Annotated in this window: 18 protein-coding genes, 1 tRNA gene and 1 other RNA gene; 7 read left to right on the plus strand and 13 right to left on the minus strand. The window is 70.7% G+C overall.

Translation table 11 applies throughout. The features are described from left to right. Positions 1 to 3 precede the first annotated feature (3 nt). The 3 genes from VPH61_RS07370 to VPH61_RS07380 are packed head-to-tail and all read right to left on the minus strand — an operon-like array spanning position 4 to position 3,057. Entirely contained in the window at positions 4 to 852 is an 849-nt protein-coding gene (locus tag VPH61_RS07370; RefSeq protein WP_332062852.1) for an aminoglycoside phosphotransferase family protein, read from the minus strand. Continuing rightward, entirely contained in the window at positions 849 to 2,084 is a 1,236-nt protein-coding gene (gene ligD, locus VPH61_RS07375; RefSeq protein WP_332062853.1) for a non-homologous end-joining DNA ligase, read from the minus strand. Before ligD ends, VPH61_RS07370 begins: the two co-directional genes overlap by 4 nt. Before the next feature lie 46 nt (positions 2,085 to 2,130). Next, positions 2,131 to 3,057, minus strand: a complete 927-nt coding sequence (locus VPH61_RS07380; protein WP_332062854.1) for an AraC family transcriptional regulator — start codon at positions 3,055 to 3,057, stop codon at positions 2,131 to 2,133. 138 nt (positions 3,058 to 3,195) lie between these two features. On the opposite strand from VPH61_RS07380, the gene VPH61_RS07385 reads away from it, so the two are divergent. The 4 genes from VPH61_RS07385 to VPH61_RS07400 all read left to right on the plus strand — a co-directional run bounded on the left by VPH61_RS07385 (position 3,196) and on the right by VPH61_RS07400 (position 6,774). Beyond that, positions 3,196 to 3,651, plus strand: a complete 456-nt coding sequence (locus VPH61_RS07385) for an SRPBCC domain-containing protein (RefSeq protein WP_332062855.1) — start codon at positions 3,196 to 3,198, stop codon at positions 3,649 to 3,651. A 49-nt stretch (positions 3,652 to 3,700) separates the two neighbouring features. Beyond that, complete coding sequence (locus VPH61_RS07390) at positions 3,701 to 4,186, plus strand: hypothetical protein (RefSeq protein WP_332062856.1); 486 nt, start codon at positions 3,701 to 3,703, stop codon at positions 4,184 to 4,186. A gap of 61 nt (positions 4,187 to 4,247) precedes the next feature. Next, positions 4,248 to 6,122 (plus strand): helicase HerA-like domain-containing protein, encoded by a 1,875-nt coding sequence (locus tag VPH61_RS07395; protein WP_332062857.1) that lies wholly within the window; start codon positions 4,248 to 4,250, stop codon positions 6,120 to 6,122. A gap of 4 nt (positions 6,123 to 6,126) precedes the next feature. Beyond that, positions 6,127 to 6,774, plus strand: coding sequence for a GNAT family N-acetyltransferase (locus tag VPH61_RS07400; protein WP_332062858.1), 648 nt, complete (start codon positions 6,127 to 6,129; stop codon positions 6,772 to 6,774). Positions 6,775 to 6,789: 15 nt separating this feature from the next. Here VPH61_RS07400 and VPH61_RS07405 read toward each other — a convergent pair whose 3' ends face one another. The 9 genes from VPH61_RS07405 to VPH61_RS07445 form a co-directional block, all read right to left on the minus strand. Continuing rightward, a complete protein-coding gene (locus tag VPH61_RS07405; RefSeq protein WP_332062859.1) occupies positions 6,790 to 7,104 on the minus strand; it encodes a DUF6457 domain-containing protein in 315 nt (104 codons plus the stop codon). Continuing rightward, positions 7,101 to 7,229: a hypothetical protein gene (locus tag VPH61_RS07410; RefSeq protein WP_332062860.1), complete on the minus strand. Its 129-nt coding sequence runs from the start codon at positions 7,227 to 7,229 to the stop codon at positions 7,101 to 7,103. The genes VPH61_RS07405 and VPH61_RS07410 overlap by 4 nt, the downstream gene beginning before the upstream one ends. Beyond that, positions 7,226 to 8,596, minus strand: coding sequence for a molybdopterin molybdotransferase MoeA (locus VPH61_RS07415; protein ID WP_332062861.1), 1,371 nt, complete (start codon positions 8,594 to 8,596; stop codon positions 7,226 to 7,228). Before VPH61_RS07415 ends, VPH61_RS07410 begins: the two co-directional genes overlap by 4 nt. A gap of 66 nt (positions 8,597 to 8,662) precedes the next feature. Beyond that, positions 8,663 to 9,061 carry a hypothetical protein gene (locus VPH61_RS07420; RefSeq protein WP_332062862.1) on the minus strand — a complete coding sequence of 133 codons (399 nt, stop codon included), beginning with the start codon at positions 9,059 to 9,061 and terminating at the stop codon, positions 8,663 to 8,665. Between the two features lie 337 nt (positions 9,062 to 9,398). Next, positions 9,399 to 9,483 (minus strand) — tRNA-Ser (locus VPH61_RS07425). Next, an RNA gene (ffs, locus tag VPH61_RS07430) (signal recognition particle sRNA small type) lies at positions 9,482 to 9,578 on the minus strand. Before ffs ends, VPH61_RS07425 begins: the two co-directional genes overlap by 2 nt. 251 nt (positions 9,579 to 9,829) lie before the next feature. Further along, on the minus strand, positions 9,830 to 10,798 hold the full coding sequence (locus VPH61_RS07435; protein ID WP_332062863.1) for an NAD-dependent epimerase/dehydratase family protein: 969 nt from the start codon (positions 10,796 to 10,798) through the stop codon (positions 9,830 to 9,832). After that, positions 10,795 to 11,772, minus strand: coding sequence for a bile acid:sodium symporter family protein (locus VPH61_RS07440; RefSeq protein ID WP_332062864.1), 978 nt, complete (start codon positions 11,770 to 11,772; stop codon positions 10,795 to 10,797). Before VPH61_RS07440 ends, VPH61_RS07435 begins: the two co-directional genes overlap by 4 nt. After that, positions 11,769 to 13,205: a flavin-containing monooxygenase gene (locus VPH61_RS07445; RefSeq protein ID WP_332062865.1), complete on the minus strand. Its 1,437-nt coding sequence runs from the start codon at positions 13,203 to 13,205 to the stop codon at positions 11,769 to 11,771. The genes VPH61_RS07440 and VPH61_RS07445 overlap by 4 nt, the downstream gene beginning before the upstream one ends. A 155-nt stretch (positions 13,206 to 13,360) precedes the next feature. Between VPH61_RS07445 and VPH61_RS07450 the strand changes: the two genes are divergently transcribed. The 3 genes from VPH61_RS07450 to VPH61_RS07460 all read left to right on the plus strand — a co-directional run bounded on the left by VPH61_RS07450 (position 13,361) and on the right by VPH61_RS07460 (position 18,158). After that, positions 13,361 to 14,698, plus strand: a complete 1,338-nt coding sequence (locus VPH61_RS07450) for a DUF1254 domain-containing protein (RefSeq protein ID WP_332062866.1) — start codon at positions 13,361 to 13,363, stop codon at positions 14,696 to 14,698. A gap of 86 nt (positions 14,699 to 14,784) precedes the next feature. After that, a complete protein-coding gene (gene pta, locus VPH61_RS07455) occupies positions 14,785 to 16,950 on the plus strand; it encodes a phosphate acetyltransferase (protein ID WP_332062867.1) in 2,166 nt (721 codons plus the stop codon). Beyond that, positions 16,947 to 18,158 carry an acetate/propionate family kinase gene (locus VPH61_RS07460; protein ID WP_332062868.1) on the plus strand — a complete coding sequence of 404 codons (1,212 nt, stop codon included), beginning with the start codon at positions 16,947 to 16,949 and terminating at the stop codon, positions 18,156 to 18,158. Before pta ends, VPH61_RS07460 begins: the two co-directional genes overlap by 4 nt. Here the strand turns inward: VPH61_RS07460 and VPH61_RS07465 are convergent. Beyond that, the gene (locus VPH61_RS07465; RefSeq protein WP_332062869.1) at positions 18,131 to 18,676 is read right to left on the minus strand and encodes an AAA family ATPase; all 546 of its coding nucleotides are present in this window, start codon (positions 18,674 to 18,676) and stop codon (positions 18,131 to 18,133) included. The two genes, VPH61_RS07460 and VPH61_RS07465, sit on opposite strands and share 28 nt — an antisense overlap. Between the last annotated feature and the right edge of the window lie 63 nt (positions 18,677 to 18,739).

An 18,739-nucleotide genomic window follows, 5' to 3' on the forward strand; every position in this document is an offset into this window, starting at 1 on the left:
CCTTCAGTCGAGCCGCGCCGCACGCTCGCCGATCGCGGCAGCGGACTCCGCCCGCCCGGGGTCGTCGTCGAGCGCGAACCAGGTCGACGAGAGCGCGCACCACGCGACGAGCCACTGAGCGAGCCGGGACCGCTCGATGCCGCTCTCCTCGACGACGACGCCGAACTGGCGTTCGAGCCGGCCCGGGCGCAGCGCCCGCTCGGGCGAGGGGTTGCAGAGCAGGTTGCAGTAGTCGAAACCTGCTTCGCCCACGAGCCCTTTCGGGTCGATCGCGAGCCAGCCGCGCTCGCCGAAGTCGAGCACGTTGCCGTGATGCAGGTCGCCGTGCAGCACGACCGGGTCGCGCGGGTCGTCGAGCAGCGCGGCCGCGAGGTCGGCGCCGCGACGGTGCAGCGCACCGAGGCCGTCGGCCGCTCTGAAGAGCTCTCGGAACCACGTCGGCAGGTCGACGAGTTCTGGCGGGTCGGCGCGGTCGAGCACGAGAGCGGATGCCGCGTGGATGCGCCCGGCCGCCGAGCAGATCGTGCGGGTGGCCTCGTCATCGTCACCGTCGGCGACCATGCGCACGAGATCGCGGGGGCCGGTCGCTCGTTCGAGGAGCAGGGCTTCGCCGCTGCGATCGAGCACGCTCGCCGCGCCGTGGCCGTCGAGGGCGACGAGCAGCTCGGCGCCGCGCTGCTCCTCGTCGGTGTGCGCGAGCTTCAGCATCGCCGGAACCCCGTCGCTCGTCAGCACGGGGAAGAGCCGGCTGGACGCCGTCGTCATGGGGTCGCCGTCGGGACGCAGGCGCCAGTGCCGCAGCCATGCGGCATCGCCGGCGAATCCGGGGTTCACCGGGCCGAGGTCGCTCACTGGCGATTCCACTCCTTGCCGGCCCACGGGTCGTAGTCGATCTCAAGCGGCTCCTGCTCCGGTCGTTGCGACTCCGGCACGTGCTGCAGGTTCACCCGCACGCGGTACCAGAGCGACGAGCTGCCGCGCATGCCGTCGACGAGCACGTCGGCGGGGTGCAGGAGCGCCGCGACATCCGAGTGCCGCGCCTTCCATCGCTCGAGTCCCTCGAGCGCCTCGGGCTTCGTCTCGGCGCGGGCGATCTCGATGAGCGGCATCGTGGAGGCGCGACGCCCCGAGCCGTCGGACGACTTGGGCGGCTTCTCCGCCGGCCCGAGCTGCTCGGCGAGGGCGAGCAGCCCGTCGAGGCTGCCGACGGCGTCGTCGATGCCGGCCGCCGGGTCGCCGCGCTCGGCGAATCGCCGGGGCACGGTCGCCACGGTGAACCGCTCGGGGTGACTGCCGCGCACTTCGCTCCAGTCGAGCGGCGTCGAGACGCGCGCGTCGGGCAGGGGACGGATCGAGTACGCCGAGGCCACGGTGCGGTCCTTGGCGTTCTGGTTGAAGTCGACGAAGACGCTCTCGCCGCGCTCCTCCTTCCACCATCTGGCCGAGGCCATGCCAGGTGCCCGATTCTCGACCTCACGCGCGAGGGTCTCGGCGGCGAGCCGCACCTCGCGGTAGTCCCAGCGCGGTTCGATGCGCACGTTGATGTGCAGTCCGCGCGACCCCGACGTCTTCGGCCAGCCGACGAGCCCGTGATCGGCGAGCACCTCGCGCGCGACCATCGCGACGTCGATGATCTGCGCCCACTCGACGCCCGGCATGGGGTCGAGGTCGACGCGCAGCTCGTCGGGGTGGTCCAGGTCTTCGGCGCGGACCGGGTGGGGGTTCAGGTCGAGGCATCCGAGGTTCACGACCCACGCGAGTGCTGCCGCATCGCGGATCACGACCTCTTCGGCCGAGTTGCCCGAGGCGTAGTGCAGGGTGGCGGTCTCGACCCAGTCGGGCCGCTTCTCGGGGGCGCGCTTCTGGAAGAACGCCTCCTGGTCGATGCCCTTCACGAAGCGCTTCAGCACCATCGGGCGCCCGCCGGCACCGCGCAGCGCGCCCTCGGCGACGGCGAGGTAGTAGCGCACGACCTCGAGCTTGGTGATGCCGGGCTCGGGGAACACGACCTTGTCGGGGCTGCTGATGCGCACCTCTCGGTCGTCGATCTGCAGCACCTCGGCCGTCGACGCCTTGGGGCTCACGCTCTCCACACTATTGCGCGACGCGGCCGAACGGGAGGGCACGGCATCAGGCGGAGGAGGTTGCGGCCGCAGAGGCCTCGGTCGCCGCGGCGGCCGCGCGGGCGTAGCGGCGCGGGGTCTCGCCGATCACGGCCCGGAACCGGCGCGCGAAATGCGCCTGGTCGGAGAAGCCGAGGTCGGCGGCGAGTTCGGCCAGTGACGGCGGCTCGGCGCTCGCGAGCGCCTGCGAAGCCTCCTGCATGCGGTAGCGCCCGATGAGCCACTTCGGCGTGAGGCCGAGCCTGCCGCGAACGAGCCGCTCGAGGGCGCGAAGGCTGAGCCCGCTCGCGGCTGCGAGCTCGTCGGCGCGCACGATCGAGCGGTCGGTCTCGACGAGCTCCACAATGCGGCGCAGGAGTGCGGCCTCGTCGTCGAGTTCGATGCGCTGGGCGCGGAGCCACGCTTCGAAGCCGGCGATCGCGGTTGCCTCGTCGCCCGCCTCGATCGCGGTGCGCACGTGCTCGGCGAGGCCGGAGGCATCCGTCACCCGCAGCGCGTCGAACCCGACCGACGAGCCGACGAGCTCGCGCACCGGACCGGGCGCGAGGCGGTGCGCGACGCCGGGCTGCAGCAGTACGCCGAACGCCCAGCCCTCACCCTCGAGCCGCTGGCGGCTGCGACCGAGCTCGGGCCCGTAGAGGGCGGCCGCGTGCGGCTCGATCACGAGGTTCGCCGACGGGTAGTCGAGAACGCCCTGCTCGATGACGACGCCCGGAGAGAGCCGCCAGCGGGGGATCCACACATGGCGCACGAGACCCGCGAGATCGGCACTGACGGCGTGGCGGGTGAGTCGAACGGGCGCGTCGTCACTGGCCGCCTGCGCCGCGGCCGCGGCCGCGAGCGGGGCGATGCCCGGCTCGCCGGCCCGGCTGGCGAGCACGCCCTTCGTGGCGGCGCCGGCGCGCGAGCGCCAGTAGTTCTCACCTGTCTGCATGGGGCAAGTATGGCGAGCGCCACCGACGTACCGCGCCGACCGGTCGAGTCCCGTCGATGCGTCGCGTTTGTGCAAGACGCGGGCCACGCGGCATCCGTAGCGTCGAAACCGACCACGGACACCACCCAGGAGGACACCATGACCGACTTCGAGATGACGCTCTTCGTCGCCGCCGACCCGACCCGCGTCTGGGACGCGATCACCGGCGAGGAAGGCAGCCGGGCCGTGATGTGGGGCTCGGCCCTGCGGGGCGAACTCGTGCCCGGCGCCCGCTACGAGTACGTCGGACCCGGGCAGGACGGGGACGAGACCGTGCACGTCTACGGCGAGGTGCTGCAGGCGGAGCCGGGCGCGATGCTGCAGTTGAGCGAGCACCCCGGACCCACGTACCGCGAGAACCACGCCGAGCTCCGCAGCCGCATGACGTGGCGCCTCGAGCCGGCGGGCGAGTCGCTCACGAAGCTCACCTTCACCAACGACGAGTGGAGCGAAGGCCACCCCGCCGAGGCCGAGACCTCCGACACCTGGCCGCTCGTGCTCTCGAGCTTCAAGTCGTGGATCGAGACCGGGCGGGCGTTGCCGTTCCCCTCGTGAACCCGAGCGGAGTAGGTTGATGCCACCGACGGTCGGCGAAGGAGGCACCATGGGCGATTTCCCCGCATTCAGGATCGTGCGCTGGGAACTCAAGGTGCTCTACATCGTCGTCGCATGGATCGTCGGCTACGCGATCGCCGACCTGCTCCGCCGACTCGAGGTCGCGCCGTCCGTCATCAGCGTGGTCGATATCGTCGTGACCCTGGCCTCGTTTGCGCTCGCGGTGCGCGTCTTCCGCGGCAGGGGCGAGCCGATCGACCCGCCGCGGGCCTGGTGGCGCATGACCGGGTGGCGGAGGCTCAGCCTCCGCCTCGGCAGCCTCTTCGGGGCGCTCGCGGCGCTGAGCCTGGTCTGCCTCGTCGGCGAGATCACGGGAGCGGTGACGGCGTCGTACGGGGTCACCGGCTGGCTCGGGCTGACGCTGCAGTACGGCGTGCTCGCGTTCTTCTACTTCAACTCGGCCGCGCACATGGCCCGCCTCGGCATCGCGAGGCCACCGAAGCCGCTGAAGTTCCGCCCCACAATCAAGTGGTGAGCGCTGCCGGGCGCGAACGGAAACACGGGGAGCGGCGATCGCGCTCGGTAGGATCGCGAGCATGGCCGACGATCCGGTGAAGCAAGCGCACGAGGCCGCCGCGGCGGCCGCCGCCGCGGCGGAGGAACTGCAGGCGCAGGCCGCTGAAGCCGTCAGGAAGGCCGAAGAGGCGGCGGCTCTCGCGAAGGCGGCCGCTGAGACTGCGGCGACGGTGACGGATGCCGCGGCGCCCGCCGCGCCCGAACCCGCCGCGCCAGAACCCGCCGCGCCCGAGGTACCCGTTGCCGCGACATCCGGCCGCCTCGACCAATCGCAGGTCGACGCCATCCGCGCGGGCTACTCCATCGAGGGCCGAACTCTCGAGATCGGCGCCCTCGTCAACGGTGAGGCACAGCCCGACGTGCCGGTGCGCATCCCGCTCGCGATGACGAACCGACACGGGCTCGTCGCCGGCGCAACGGGCACGGGCAAGACCCGCACCCTGCAGGTGCTCGCCGAACAGCTCTCGGCGCACGGCGTGGCCGTCTTCGCAGCCGACATCAAGGGCGACCTGTCGGGCGTCGCGACGCCGGGGGAGGGCAGCGAGAAGCTGCTCGCCCGCACCGAGGGCATCGGCCAGGAGTGGAGCCCCGCGAGCTTCCCGACCGAATTCTTCTCGCTCGGCGGCGTCGGCCGCGGCGTGCCCATCAGGGCCACGATCTCGGGCTTCGGCCCGCTGCTGCTCTCGAAGGCGCTCGGCCTGAACGAGACGCAGGAGTCGAGCCTCGGCCTCGTCTTCCACTACGCGAATGCCAACAACCTCGCCCTGCTCGACCTCGAAGACCTGCGCGCCGTGCTCGCCTACCTCGTGAGCGACGAGGGCAAGCCCGAGCTCGAGGGCCTCGGCGGCCTCTCGAAGGCGACGGTCGGCGTGATCCTGCGCGAACTCATCACCTTCGCCGACCAGGGCGCCGACGTCTTCTTCGGCGAACCCGAGATCGACACGGCCGAGTTCCTGCGCGTGGCATCCGACGGCCGCGGCATCATCAGCCTGCTCGAGGTGCCGGGTGTCGCCGACAAGCCGGCGCTGTACTCGACGTTCCTCATGTGGCTGCTCGCCGACCTCTTCACCGACCTGCCCGAGGTCGGCGACCTCGAGCAGCCGAAGCTCGTGTTCTTCTTCGACGAGGCGCACCTGCTCTTCACCGATGCGTCGAAGGACTTCCTCGCCCAGATCACGCAGACGGTGCGACTCATCCGTTCGAAGGGCGTTGGCGTCTTCTTCGTGACCCAGACGCCGAAGGACGTGCCGGCCGATGTGCTCGCGCAGCTGGGCTCGCGCATTCAGCATCAGTTGCGCGCCTTCACGCCCGACGACGCGAAAGCCCTGCGCGCGACGGTCTCGACCTACCCGCGCTCGGGCTACGACCTCGAGGAGACGCTCACGATGCTCGGCACGGGCGAGGCGATCGTCACCGTCATGAACGAGAAGGGGGCCCCGAGCCCCGTCGCGTGGACGCGGCTTCGCGCCCCGCAGGCGTCGATGTCGCCGTCGCCCGATGCCGCGATCGATGCGGCCGTCGCGGCATCGCCGCTCACCGCGAAGTACGCCACGGGCATCGATCGCGAGTCGGCGCACGAGATCCTCACCAAGAAGCTCGCGGATGCCGCGGCGAGGGTCGACGCCGAAGAGGCGACCGCTGCGAAGGCGAAGGCCGATGCCGAGTTCGAGAAGATGCAGGCGAAGATCCGAGCGGATGCCGCGAAGGCCGACAAGAAGGCGCAGGCCGAGTTCGACCGGCTCATGAAGCAGACCTCGGGCACCTCGCGGTCGCGCTCGGGCTCGTCGCGGTCGAAGGAGCGGTCGGCGCTCGAGCAGGTGCTCGGCTCGAAGACCACGCAGAACGTGCTGACGAGCGTCATCACGGGCATCTTCGGCATGGCCAGGCGCAAGTAGTCGCATGCCCGCCGGTCCCGAGATCCGCCCGTACCGCCCCGCCGACCGCGAGCAGGTCGCCCGGATCTGCCTGCTCACGGCGGCCGGCGGAGGCGACGCCACCGGGGTCTACTCCGACGACACCCTGATGCCCGAGGTGTTCGCGTTGCCCTACGTCGAGTACGCGCCGGAGCTCGCCTTCGTCGTCGCCGACCCTTCGACAGGCTCAGGACAGCGCGCCGACCGGGTGCTCGGCTACGTGATCGGCGTGGCCGACACCGCGGCCTTCGCCGAGTGGTGGAAGCGTGAGTGGGCTCCGGGCTTCGCCGCGCGGCATCCGTCGCCCGGTGCCCCGACCGGCCATGCGCCGGCCTTCACCGAGGCGCAGCTCATCGAGGCGGGCACCTCGCCCGATCGCATGCTCATCGCCGAACTCGCCGACTACCCGGCCCACCTGCACATCGACCTCCTGCCCGAACTGCAGGGTCGGGGGTTCGGACGCCGACTCATCGAGACGCTGCGAGCCGCCCTCGCCGAGCGCAGCGTGCCGGGGGTGCACCTCGGCATGGATGCCGCCAACATCGGCGCGCGGGAGTTCTACGACCGGCTCGGGTTCCACGAACTGCCGTCGAGTCGTGCGGATTCGCCGCTGCTCGGCATCGCAACGAGCTGATCTCGGCCGGGCTGCTCAGGCGGTCCCGTCGCGGCGCCCGTCGTCTCTGCCGGGCCACTCGTGCGCGAGCTCGGTGGCGATGCGGGCCGCCGCCCTGACGGCGTCTGCGTCGCCGCCGTTCTTCGCGGCGGCGAGGCCGACGAGGAAGGTGCTGAGCGGGGCTGCGGGTCTCGCGACACCGCGGGCGACATCGCGGGCGACGTCGAGCACCGTCGGGATCGGCACGTCGCGCTCGTCGAGCTGCAGCGCCCGCGCGAGTGCGGTCAGCCATGGTTCGAGCTGTTCGGCCGGCAGGTGCCTCGGAGTCTCGGGGGTCTGCGCGTCGTTCACGGCAACTCCTTCGCGATGCGTCGGGCTTCTTCAGCATCCTGCCACGTGTCCGCGTCGAGCGCCGCGCGGTCGTCGAAGACGTGCCGGAGGTCGAGCCCGACCGGTGACCGCTGTTCCGCGCTCACGTCGTGACCAGCAGGGCGGACAGCTCATCACCCGGGCGTACCTCGTGCTGGTCGGCCGGCACGACCGCATAGCCGTCGGCGGCGGCGAGGCCGCCGACCAGGTGCGAACCCGACCCGCCGCTCGTCGCGGGTCGCACGGTGGGCGCGCCGCCCGTGTGCGACGGGGCACCGATCGTGATGGGCATGTACTGCGTTCGCCCGGGAGCGGCGGGCCAACCGGTGGCCGCGACGACACGCACGGTCGGCCGGTGCACCGGAGTGCGCCCCTGCATGCTGAGCAGCGCCGGGCGCGCGAACACCTCGAACGAGACCGCGACGCTCACGGGATTGCCGGGCAGGCCGATCACTGCGGTGCCGCCCGGAAGCCGTCCGAACGCCTGCGGCTTTCCCGGCTGCATCGCGACCCTCGCGAACTCGACCGTTCCGAAGCCCGAGAGCACGCTCCTGACGACGTCGTAGAGGCCGGCGCTCACTCCGCCCGTGAGCACGACGAGGTCGGCACCTGCCGCTTCGACCGATCCGAGCGTCGCCAGCAACTCCTCCTCGTCGTCGGCGACGGTGGCGCGGTGCACCACGACCCCGCCGGCCTCGTGGACCAGTCCGGTCACGAGCACCGAGTTCGACTCGGGGATCTGGCCGCGCACGATCGGCGTGCCGGGCGGGCGCAGTTCGCTGCCCGTCGAGATCACGGCGACGCGCGGCGCAGGTCTCACCTCGACCGTTGCGGCGCCGGCGGCCGCAGCCGCGGCGAGGTGCCGTGCCGTGAGCAGCACGCCCGCCTCGAGCACGGTGTCGCCGGCACCCACATCTTCACCCGTGCGTCGGATGTGTGCGCCCGCCGTCGGCGCGGTCGTGACGCTGATCGTGGGGTTCGTCCGAGAGGCGGCAGCGGCATCCGTCGATGGCGAGGCCGCGGCATCCGTCGACGATTCGGCCGTGCCCTCCGGCTGCTGCGGTTGCGGCTGCGGATGCCACCCGCCCGATGCCGCATGCACCGTGAACTCGGCGGTGTGCTCGACCGGCACGACGGCGTCGGCGTCGCTCGGCACGGGCGCCCCGGTCATGACTCGTGCGGCGGTGCCCCGCGGCAATGCCGGGTCGATCGCGCTGCCCGCCGCCACGTCGGCGACGAGCTCGAGCACGACCGGCGACTCCGCGCTCGCCGAAGCGACATCGTCGAGATGCACTGCATACCCGTCCATGCCCGAGTTGTCGAAGAGCGGGATCGGATGCGCCGCCGTGACCGAGGTCGCGAGCGTGAGGCCGAGCGCTTCGATCAGCGGCACGCTCACCCGTGCGAGCGGATGGATCGTGCTGAGCAGTGCGAGCTGCTGGTGCTCGACGGAACGGAGCGGAGGAGGCGGCATGCGTTCACCGTATTCCCTCGAGTGCACCGGGCGGGCGCGTGCTCGGAGCGGCTGCCTCGGCGCAGGTCAGCGGGTGAGCGAACGTCGCTCGAACCAGTAGAGCAGGCGCGGGTTGGCTTCGCGCAGTTCTGCGAGCGTCATCGGCTCGGAGCCGACGGTCTCCTCGACGCCGAGCACCTCGGCGACCTGGTTCATGGTCGGCTCGTCCCAGAACCGGCCGCGCATGCGGAAGGCGCCGCGACCGGTGCGTTCGACGACGAAGAGCTCCTGCGTCGTGTCGAGGCTGTTCGTGCGGTAGAGCTGCACGCGCAGCACTCCGGCGACATCGCGGGCGGCGACGGTCGAGACGCCGCCGAAGAATCCCCGTTCGACGATGCCGTAGCGACTGATCGACGCGTTGGCGCGGCGGTAGCCGACCCACGCGACGAACACTACGGAGAGGACGACCGCGGCGGTGGCCGCCATGACGGGCAGCGCTTCGCTCGGGTCGATGAGCCAGATCTCGGCGGCCAGGACCGGGATCGCGAGTGCGGCGATCGGCAGTCCGATGCTCCGTGCAAGGGAGCGGCGTGGCCTCAGGGTGAATACCCTGAGGCCCTCGCCCCCTACTGTCGCCGCTGCGTTGGAGGAGCCCCCTGCGTCCCCACTCCTCAATTCCATCGCAGCCGCTGACATCTCTCTCATGATGGGCGTCGCGCCGGAATTGCGCCATTCCGCATTAATGAGGACACGGGTCCGGAAACGAGGAACGGCCCCGACGAATCGGGGCCGTTCTCGTGCTGATCTACCGTCAGTTTTACCGCGGAGGATGGGGGATTCGAACCCCCGAGGGCTTGCACCCAACACGCTTTCCAAGCGTGCGCCATAGGCCACTAGGCGAATCCTCCCGGGGACTCCCCACGCACCCGCCAGAGCCCGGCTGCCCTTGCTGCGTTTCCGCCCTGGGGGAGTTGACCTGGATGACGCCACGTGAGGAGCCGGAGACAGTCTACCCGAGCGCGAGCGGCTGTCTTGACCGCGGCCACTTCAGCGAGCGGATGCCTCGGCCCGAGGCCGCTCGTGAGCCTCGGGCCGTGCACAACTCCGGAGATTCGGTGCGCCGCGCCGGTGAAGCGGGTGCCGGAGCGGCGTGTCGGGCGAAGCATCCGAAGTTGTGCGTGCCGACGAGCAGGCAGAGAATCGCGGCGGCGCGCCAGCTCGGCCGTGGGTCGGGATGACGCGCCCGCGGCCGCGTCAGCGAGCGGATGCCGCGGCGACGCGGGCCGCTCGCGCAGCGAGGAACGCGTCGAACGCCTCACGGGTCGTCTTCGCGGGCGTGTACCCGAGGTCGGCCTTCAGGCGTGTGTTGTCGAGCACCGGGCGGTAGCGCAGGAACCCGACGCGCTCGGGGCCGTGCACCGTGAGCCGGGTCGCGTGACCGATGCGCAGCGCGAGGGTGAGCAGCGCCGGCGGCACCGTGATCGTGCGCTTGCCGAGGGCGGCGGCGATCTCGGAGACCGTCATGCGGCCGTCGCCCGCGACGTTGAACGCGCCAGTGACCTCGCCGGTCGCACCGCGCACGATCGCACCGACGACGTCGTCGACCCAGACGAAGACGAACGGACTGTCGGAGCCGCGGATCGCGAGGATGCGCGGGCCGTCCCACAGGGCGGTGATCTGGTTGGCCACCGACGGGCCCAGGATGGTGCCGATGCGGAGCACGACCTGCCCGAGCGCCGGATGGGCGACTCGATAGCCCGCGAGCATCTCCTCGACGAGGCGCTTGTGCCGCGAGTAGCTGAACTCCTCGTTGCCACGGAGGCCGTCGGTCTCGACGAGCCACTCGGGGTTGTCGGCGTGGTAGCCGTAGGCCGCGCCCGACGACGAGACCACGATGCGCCGCACACCGAACGCGACGGCGGCGTCGAGCACGTTGCGCGTGCCCTCGACATCGACGAGGTACTCGACGTCTTCGCTGAGCCCGCCGGGGTTCACGATGGCCGCGAGGTGCACGATCGTGTCGATGCGGTGCTCGCGCACGACCGCGGCGACATTCGCGGCATCCGTCACGTCGCACTGCTCGACGACCACACCGTCGGGAACGCTCGCCGGCGTGCGGACGTCACCCGCGACGACGAGCTCGACGTCGGGATGCTGCGCGAGGGCGTCGACCGCGCTCGATCCGAGGAACCCGGCTCCGCCCGTGACCAGCACGCGCCTCATTCGGCGATCCCTCGGCCGGTGGTCTCGGGGTCGGTGGTCTCGATACGCTCGCTTCGCTCGCCACTCGACCGACCATCCGCTCGCTTCGAGTGCCGTGCCCAGAGGGTCGCGACCGTGAGGCCTGCGATGATGTCCCAGATGCCCCACCAGCCGGCGACGACGGCCATGCCGCCGAGACCGCCGAAGAACGCGAAGACGAGGCCGAGGCCGAGACCGGCGTTGCGGATGCCGACCTCGAAGGTGATCGCCTTGCGGTCGCGCACACCGAGGCCGCCGATGCGGGCGCTCGCGTAGCCGAGGCCGAGCGCGACCGCGTCGTGCAGGAACACCGCGAGCAGCACGACGCCGATGAACGCCATGAAGATCGCCCAGTTGCCGATGAGCGCCGCGGCGATGAAGCCGACGAGCCCGATGAGGCTCACCCAGCGGGCGTACGGCTGCACCTTCGCCGCAAGGCGCGGCCACCGGGCGCGGATCAGCAGGCCGGCGAAGAAGGGCACCCCGATGATGAGGAAGATCTCGACGAGCATCTGCCATCCGTCGAGGCTGACGGCCCGCACGAGGTCGCCCGCGGTCGGGTGCAGTCCGCCCCAGAACGCGAGGCTGATCGGCAGCAGGAAGATGTAGATCACGTTTGCGACGGCCGTCATCGACACCGAGAGCGCGACGTTGCCGCCCGAGCGGTAGGTCAGCACCTGCGAGATGTTGCCCGGCGGGCAGCACGCCACGAGGATCATGCCGAGTGCGATCGACGCCTGCACGTTCAGGGCGAGCGTCAGGCCGAAGGTGACCGCGGGCAGCAGCACGATCTGCGCCGCGAGGGCGATGATCATGGCCTTCGGCGCCTTCGCCACGGCCTTGAAGTCGGATGGCGCGGTGTCGAGCGCGATGCCGAACATGATGAGGCCGAGCACCACGTTCAGTGCGATGAGCGAGCCTGGGGTGAAGTTCAGGACGACGTCGTCGATGTTCATGCGCGATCTCCGTTGGTCGAGCCGGTCGATACCCGGCGGGTCGAGCCCGCTGCGCGGGTCGAGCGCGCTCTGCCGGTCGAGCCTGTCGAGACCCCGGATGCCACGGGCAGCGTGCCGAGCAGTCGCTTCACGGTGCGCCGGTAGGCGTCCTTGTTGACGTAGTACGACATGCGGTCGAGCCCGAGGTAGTCGTAGCCGCCGGTGAGGTCGGGCCACGGGGCATCCGCTCGCTGCCTGAATCGCGCAGCGGCCTCGGGTGCGTCGGCGTCGGCGGCGAGGTAGGCGGCGATCAGCTCGGCTTGCTCGTAGCGCCCCTGCCAGCCGATGCCCGACGCCTCGATCATGCCGAGCACGAAGAGGCCGTTGAACGAGGGCGGGAAGACGTTCAGGTAGAGCGAGGGCGACGCGCCTTGCCAGTTCAGGTGTGCGCGCTCGACGAACGGGTAGTCGAGGTGGTAGCCCGTTGCGAGCATGATCAGGTCGTAGTCGCCGGAGCTGCCGTCGGCGAAGTGCACCGTGCGTCCGTCGAAGCGGTCGATATCTGGGACGACCCGCAGGTCGCCCTGGCCGAGGTGGTTCAGCACCATCGTGTTCACGATCGGGTGCGACTCGTAGATTCTGTAGTCGGGCTTCGGGAAGCCGAACTTCACCGGGTCGCCCGTGAAGGCCCGCAGCACTCGCGTGTCGATGAACTGCTTGATGCGCGCCGGCAGCGGGCGGCCCTGGTTGAGAGTGTCCGACGGTCGACCGAACAGGTAGCGGGGCACGAAGTAGTACCCGCGCCGCACGCTCAGGTCGACGGATGCCGCGTGGTGCACCGCATCGACCGCGATGTCGCACCCCGAGTTGCCGGCGCCGATGATGAGCACGCGCCGGCCGTCGAACGTCTTCGCCGACTTGTAGGCGCTCGTGTGCATGATCTCGCCCGTGAACTCGCCGGCGAAGCCCGGCACGTTGGGCTCGGCGAGCGTGCCGTTGGCGAGGATCACGCCCGAGTAGTCGCCCGTGATGGTCTCGCCGTCGGCGGTGACGGCAGTGACCCGCCATCGCGGCGCGCCGGGCTCTGCGCCGGCGCTGGAAATAGGCGTGCCGTCGGGAACGGGGATCGGCGAGACATCCGTCACCCGCGTCTCGAAGCGGAACCGCTCTCGCAGGCGGAATGCGTCGGCGTAGGAGCGGAAGTACTCGAGGAGTTCGCGGTGGCTCGGGTAGTCGGCGGCCGAGGCCATCGGGAACTCGGCGAACTCGGTCGTCGTGCGACTCGAGATGAGGTGCGCCGACTCGTACATGGTCGAGCGCGGGTTGTCGATGTTCCAGAGGCCGCCGACGTCGGGGCCGGCCTCGAATCCGTCGAAGGGGATGCCGGCGCGGCTGAGTGCTCGCGCGCCGGCGAGGCCGGATGGGCCCGCTCCGATGAGGGCGATGTGATTCACGGGTGGGGGTGTCTCTGTTTCGGGTCGCGCCGCTGGGGGAGTCGGCACGGCACGTCGATGTGCCCGAACAGCATAAGCGAATACTGCTCGGGTTCTGACCGCAGCGGCGGCTGACCGAGGCAATAGGCTGCGAGTCGACGACTGAGGGGGATCTCGTGGATGCAAGTCTCGTGAAGCTGGCGGCGGAGGCGTACGTGTACGGCTTCCCGATCGTGTTCGACCTCGAGCAGGTGCATCGGTACACGACGACCGGCATCGGAGCGAATCCGGCCGCGCCGTTCAACACCTTCAGCCATGCCCGCAGCCTCACGACGGCCGAGGACACCTTCGTCTCGATCAACAACGACACGGTCTACTCGATGGCCCAGATAGACCTGAGCATCGGCCCGGTGCGGCTCAGCGTGCCCGACACCGGTGGCCGGTACTTCGTGCTGCAGTTCGTCGACGCATGGACGAACAACTTCGCCTACGTCGGCAAGCGCGCCACCGGCACCGCCGCTCGCGACTTCGTGCTGCTGCCGCCCGACTGGGAGCGCGATGGAGTCGACTTCGGCGGCGCCACCGCGATCCGGTTCCCCACGCGCATCGCCTCCATCGTCGGACGTTGGGCGTGCGATGGCACTGACGACCTGCCCGCGGTGCACGCGTTGCAGGACGCCACGACGCTGACTCCGCTGCACCAGACCCTCGCGCCGCCGGTCGGGCTGCCCGAGACCGGGAGCGGCTCGTCGGCCGCGCTCGACTTCTTCGAGAAGTACCGCGCGTACTCGCAGGCCTTTCCGCCGGCCGAGCGGGATGCCGCCCTGCAGGCCTCGTTCGCACCGCTCGGGCTCACCGGCTCGGAGTCCGTCGCTTCGCTCGACGAGGAGACGAGGGCCGTGCTCGAGGCCGGCTTCGCCGAGGGCGCGGCGTTGCTCGAGAAGATCCTGCGCTCGGGCAGCAGCCCCGTCGTCAACGGGTGGACGCTGACGTTCCACGCCTTCGACTACAACCTCGACTTCTTCGAGGTCGGCGCGATCGACGACCCGGCCTGGAAGATCTCCGACCCGAAGCTGCGCATCGCCGAGCGCGCCGCCGCCGCGCTCGGCGGGCTCTGGGGCAATCACGCCTATGAGGCCGCCTACGTCATGAGCTACGTCGACGCCGCAGGGGCGCCGCTCGATGGTGCGAACAGCTACACGCTTCGACTCTCGCCGCCGCCGCCGGTCGGAGCGTTCTGGTCGGTCACGATGTACGACGTGCCCGAGTTCTATCTCGTGGCCAACGAGATCGACCGGTACTCGATCGGCGACCGCACGCCCGGCATCGTGCGCGACGCCGACGGGGGCGTCACGATCACGATGAGTGCGGAACGGCCCGCCGACCCCACCGCGGCTGCGAACTGGCTTCCTGCCCCGGGCGGGGCGTTCCGTCCGCTCCTGCGCATGTACATGCCCGACCAGTCGGTGATCGACGGCACCTACGTGCTGCCGGCGATCGAGCGCTCGGCATAGACCAGCTCGGTGTCAGCCGCGGGGTCGCGGTCGAAGATGAACCGATTCCCAGACCCCGCGCGCCGCGCGCCCAATAGGCTGGACGAGTGGCGCACCGCATCTACATCTGCTCGGCTGAGGGCAACACGGGCAAGTCGACCGTGGCGCTCGGCGCACTCGACACGCTGACCCACCGGGCGACCCGGGTCGGCGTCTTCCGCCCCATCGCCCGGTCGACCGCCGAACGCGACTACGTGCTCGAGCTGCTGCTCGCCCACGAGGGCGTCGTGCAGATCCCCTACGACGACGCGGTCGGCGTCGGCTACGACGACGTGCACGCCGACCCCGAGGGTGCGCTCGCGACGATCGTGAGCCGGTTCAAGGCCGTCGAGGACCGCTGCGATGCGGTCGTCATCATCGGCTCCGACTTCACGGATGTCGGCAGCCCCACCGAACTCGCCTACAACGCGCGCATTGCCGCGAACCTGGGGGCGCCAGTGCTGCTCGTGCTCGGCGGCCGCGTCGGGCAGGGGCAGGGGCGCAGCCGCTCGGAGCGGCTCGGCTACTCCGACGCCCGCAGCCCCGAAGAGCTCGCCCAGCTCACCGAGCTCGCCGTCGAGGAGCTCGAGCGCGAGCACGCGACGCTGCTCGGCATCGTCGCGAACCGCGCCGACCCCGATCGGCTCGACGACATCGTCGCGGCCGTGGCGTCGGCCGCGCGGCCGAACAGCTCGTCGGTCGCCGCAGGGCGCGGCTCCGAGACATCCGTCGCCACCTGGGCGATACCCGAAGACCCCTACCTCGTGGCCCCCTCGATGCGCGCCATCATGGAGGCCGTCGACGGCACCCTGCACGCCGGTGACCCCGAACTGCTGAACCGCGAGGCGCTCGGCGTGATCGTCGCGGCGATGTCCATGGAGAACGTGCTCACCCACCTCACCGAGGGTGCCGTGGTCGTCGTGCCCGGCGACCGCAGCGAGGTGCTGCTGGGGGTGCTCACCGCACATGCGAGCGCGACCTTCCCATCGCTCTCGGGCATCGTGCTGAACGGCGGCATCCCGATCGCCGAGCAGGTCGACCGGCTGGTCGACGGGCTGAAGGCCGGGCTCCCGATCATCCGCACCGAGCTCTCGAGCTACGACACGGCGCTTGCCATCACGCACACGCGAGGGCGTCTCGCCGCGGAGTCGCAGCGCAAGCGCGACACGGCGCTCGCCCTCTTCGAGAAGCACATCGACGGCCAGGCGCTGCTCGACCTGCTCGAGGTCGCGCGCCCCGAGGTCGTGACGCCGCTCATGTTCGAGTACGACCTGCTCGAACGGGCGAGGCAGTCGCGCCGGCGCATCGTGCTGCCCGAGGGCTACGACGACCGCGTGCTGCGCGCCGCGGCGACGCTCCTGGCACGTGACGTCGCCGACCTCACGATCCTCGGTGAAGAGATCGAGGTGCGGTCCAGGGCGATCGGGCTCGGCCTCGACCTCTCGAAGGCCGAGGTGCTCTCGAACCACGACTTCGTGCACGTCGCCCGCTTCGCCGAGGAGTACCAGCGGCGGCGCGCGCACAAGGGCGTCACGCTCGAGCAGGCACGCGAGACCGTGCAAGACGTGTCGTACTTCGGCACGATGATGGTCGAGCTCGGCCTCGCCGACGGCATGGTGTCGGGTGCGGCGCACACGACGGCGCACACGATCCGGCCCTCGTTCGAGGTCATCAAGACGAAGCCCGGCGTCGACGTGGTCTCGAGCGTGTTCCTCATGGCCCTCGCCGACCGGGTGCTCGTCTACGGCGACTGCGCGATCGTGCCCGACCCGACCGCCGAGCAGCTCGCCGACATCGCGATCTCGTCGGCCGCGACCGCGGCGCAGTTCGGCATCGAGCCGCGCATCGCGATGCTCTCGTACTCGACGGGGGAGTCCGGCTCGGGCGCCGACGTCGACAAGGTGCGCCGCGCGACCGAACTCGTACGCGAGCGTGCTCCGCAGCTCGCGGTCGAAGGGCCGATCCAGTACGACGCGGCCGCCGATGCCGCGGTCGCACGCACGAAACTGCCCGAGTCGGATGTCGCGGGGCGGGCGACGGTCTTCATCTTCCCCGACCTCAACACCGGCAACAACACGTACAAGGCGGTGCAGCGCTCCTCGGGCGCCGTCGCGATCGGGCCCGTGCTGCAGGGCCTGCGCAAGCCCATCAACGACCTCTCGCGCGGCGCGCTCGTGCAGGACATCGTGAACACCGTCGCCATCACGGCGATCCAGGCGGCTGACCCCGCATGAGCGTCGTGCTCGTCGTGAACTCGGGGTCTTCATCGCTGAAGTACCAGCTCATCGAGGTCGAGCGATCCGAGACGCTCGCGAGCGGACTCGTCGAGCGCATCGGCCGGGGGGTCGGGCACGCCCGGCATCGTCATGAGGGGCCCGAGAACGACAGCCTCGGCTCGACGTGGGACGCGGCCGTCGAGGTGCCCGACCACGAGGCCGCCTTCGCGGTGATGCTCGAGGCGTTCGCCGCGCACGGCCCCTCGCTCGAGGCGCACCCGCCGATCGCCGTGGGCCACCGGGTCGTGCAGGGCGGGGCGAGGTTCTTCGAGCCGACCGTGATCACTCCGCTCGTGAAGATCAACATCGACGAGCTCTCGGCGCTCGCGCCGCTGCACAATCCCGCGAACCTCGAGGGCATCGAGGCGGCGCAGCGCGCCTTCCCCGACGTACCGCACATCGCCGTGTTCGACACGGCGTTCCACCAGACGATGCCGCCGGCCGCCTACACGTACGCGATCGACCGCGAGCTCGCGGCGAAGCACCGCATCCGCCGCTACGGGTTCCACGGCACCTCGCACCGCTTCGTCTCGCGTGCGGCGGCGGCGTTCCTCGAACGCCCGGTCGAGGAGCTCCGCATGATCGTGCTGCACCTCGGCAACGGGGCATCGGCCTGCGCGGTCGCCGAAGGGGAATCGATCGAGACGAGCATGGGCATGACGCCGCTCGAAGGCCTCGTCATGGGCACCCGATCGGGCGACATCGACCCCGCGGTGCTGCTGCACCTCGAGCGACGGGCCGGCCTCGACGCCGACGGCCTCGATCGACTGCTGAACTCGCAGAGCGGCATCCTGGGGCTCAGCGGCCACGCCGACATGCGCGACCTCGTGGCCGCGCATGCGGCGGGTGACGAGGCGTCGACGCTCGCGCTCGACGTCTACGCCCACCGCGTGCGCTCCTACGTCGGGGCGTACGCCGCCCAGCTCGGCCGAGTGGATGCGATCGTCTTCACGGCGGGCGTCGGCGAGAACTCGCCCGAGGTGCGGGCGCTCGCGCTCGATGGGCTCGAGGGCTTCGGCGTCGAGCTCGACGCCGAGCGCAACCAAGAGCGCGGTTCCGTTGCGCGTCGTATCTCGACGGATGCCTCGAAGACCGCCGTGCTCGTCGTGCCGACGAATGAAGAGCTCGAGATCGCCCGTCAGACGCTGGAGCTCGTCGAAGCCTGATCTGGCGCGGTGCCGCCGGGGCCCGAGTCCGCCGGCGGCGCCGGCGTCGTCGGGCCGGCACCGAGGACGATGAGGGGACCTTCTGCCGCGGTCGGGGCTTCGAACGCGTCGAAGTACTGCGCAGCCACGGCCTGACTGAGTCGCACCTCGTTCGCGGCGGTGCCGCGGCGCGCCTCGACGCGAGCCAGTACCACGTCACGTGCCGTCGCGAGGTAGATCGTCTCGGGCTCGACGCCGAGCGGGCGCAGCAGCGCCCGGTGGTCGTCGCGCATGTGCCGCGACCAGAACGAGTAGTCGAGCACGACATCGATGCCGGTCGATACCAGTTCGACGAGGCGACGGCGCAGCGCGGACTCGATCTCTTGGCGAACGCCCTCGGCGAGCGGCTGTTCGCGGATGCCGCGCCGCCAGGCCTCCTCGTCGAAGGAGAGACGTGTCATGCCGTCGGCTTCGAGCCGGCGCGCCACAGTCGACTTGCCCGATCCGGCGGGGCCGCACATGAAGATGACCCGACTCATCCCGCGAGTCTACGAGGATATGCACAAGAACTATTGCACAAGAGTTCTTGTGTGACTATGCTC

This window comes from Agromyces sp. CCNWLW203 (genome assembly GCF_036576125.1).
Lineage (GTDB): Bacteria > Actinomycetota > Actinomycetes > Actinomycetales > Microbacteriaceae > Agromyces.

Excerpts from the sequence above, each read along its gene's own strand:
- VPH61_RS07380 (WP_332062854.1), bottom strand. The coding sequence starts at position 3,057 with ATGCAGACAGGTGAGAACTACTGGCGCTCGCGCGCCGGCGCCGCCACG.
- VPH61_RS07385 (WP_332062855.1), top strand. The coding sequence starts at position 3,196 with ATGACCGACTTCGAGATGACGCTCTTCGTCGCCGCCGACCCGACCCGC.
- VPH61_RS07390 (WP_332062856.1), top strand. The coding sequence starts at position 3,701 with ATGGGCGATTTCCCCGCATTCAGGATCGTGCGCTGGGAACTCAAGGTG.
- VPH61_RS07395 (WP_332062857.1), top strand. The coding sequence starts at position 4,248 with ATGGCCGACGATCCGGTGAAGCAAGCGCACGAGGCCGCCGCGGCGGCC.
- VPH61_RS07400 (WP_332062858.1), top strand. The coding sequence starts at position 6,127 with ATGCCCGCCGGTCCCGAGATCCGCCCGTACCGCCCCGCCGACCGCGAG.
- VPH61_RS07415 (WP_332062861.1), bottom strand. The coding sequence starts at position 8,596 with ATGCCGCCTCCTCCGCTCCGTTCCGTCGAGCACCAGCAGCTCGCACTG.
- VPH61_RS07420 (WP_332062862.1), bottom strand. The coding sequence starts at position 9,061 with ATGGCGGCCACCGCCGCGGTCGTCCTCTCCGTAGTGTTCGTCGCGTGG.
- VPH61_RS07435 (WP_332062863.1), bottom strand. The coding sequence starts at position 10,798 with ATGAGGCGCGTGCTGGTCACGGGCGGAGCCGGGTTCCTCGGATCGAGC.
- VPH61_RS07440 (WP_332062864.1), bottom strand. The coding sequence starts at position 11,772 with ATGAACATCGACGACGTCGTCCTGAACTTCACCCCAGGCTCGCTCATC.
- VPH61_RS07460 (WP_332062868.1), top strand. The coding sequence starts at position 16,947 with ATGAGCGTCGTGCTCGTCGTGAACTCGGGGTCTTCATCGCTGAAGTAC.
- VPH61_RS07465 (WP_332062869.1), bottom strand. The coding sequence starts at position 18,676 with ATGAGTCGGGTCATCTTCATGTGCGGCCCCGCCGGATCGGGCAAGTCG.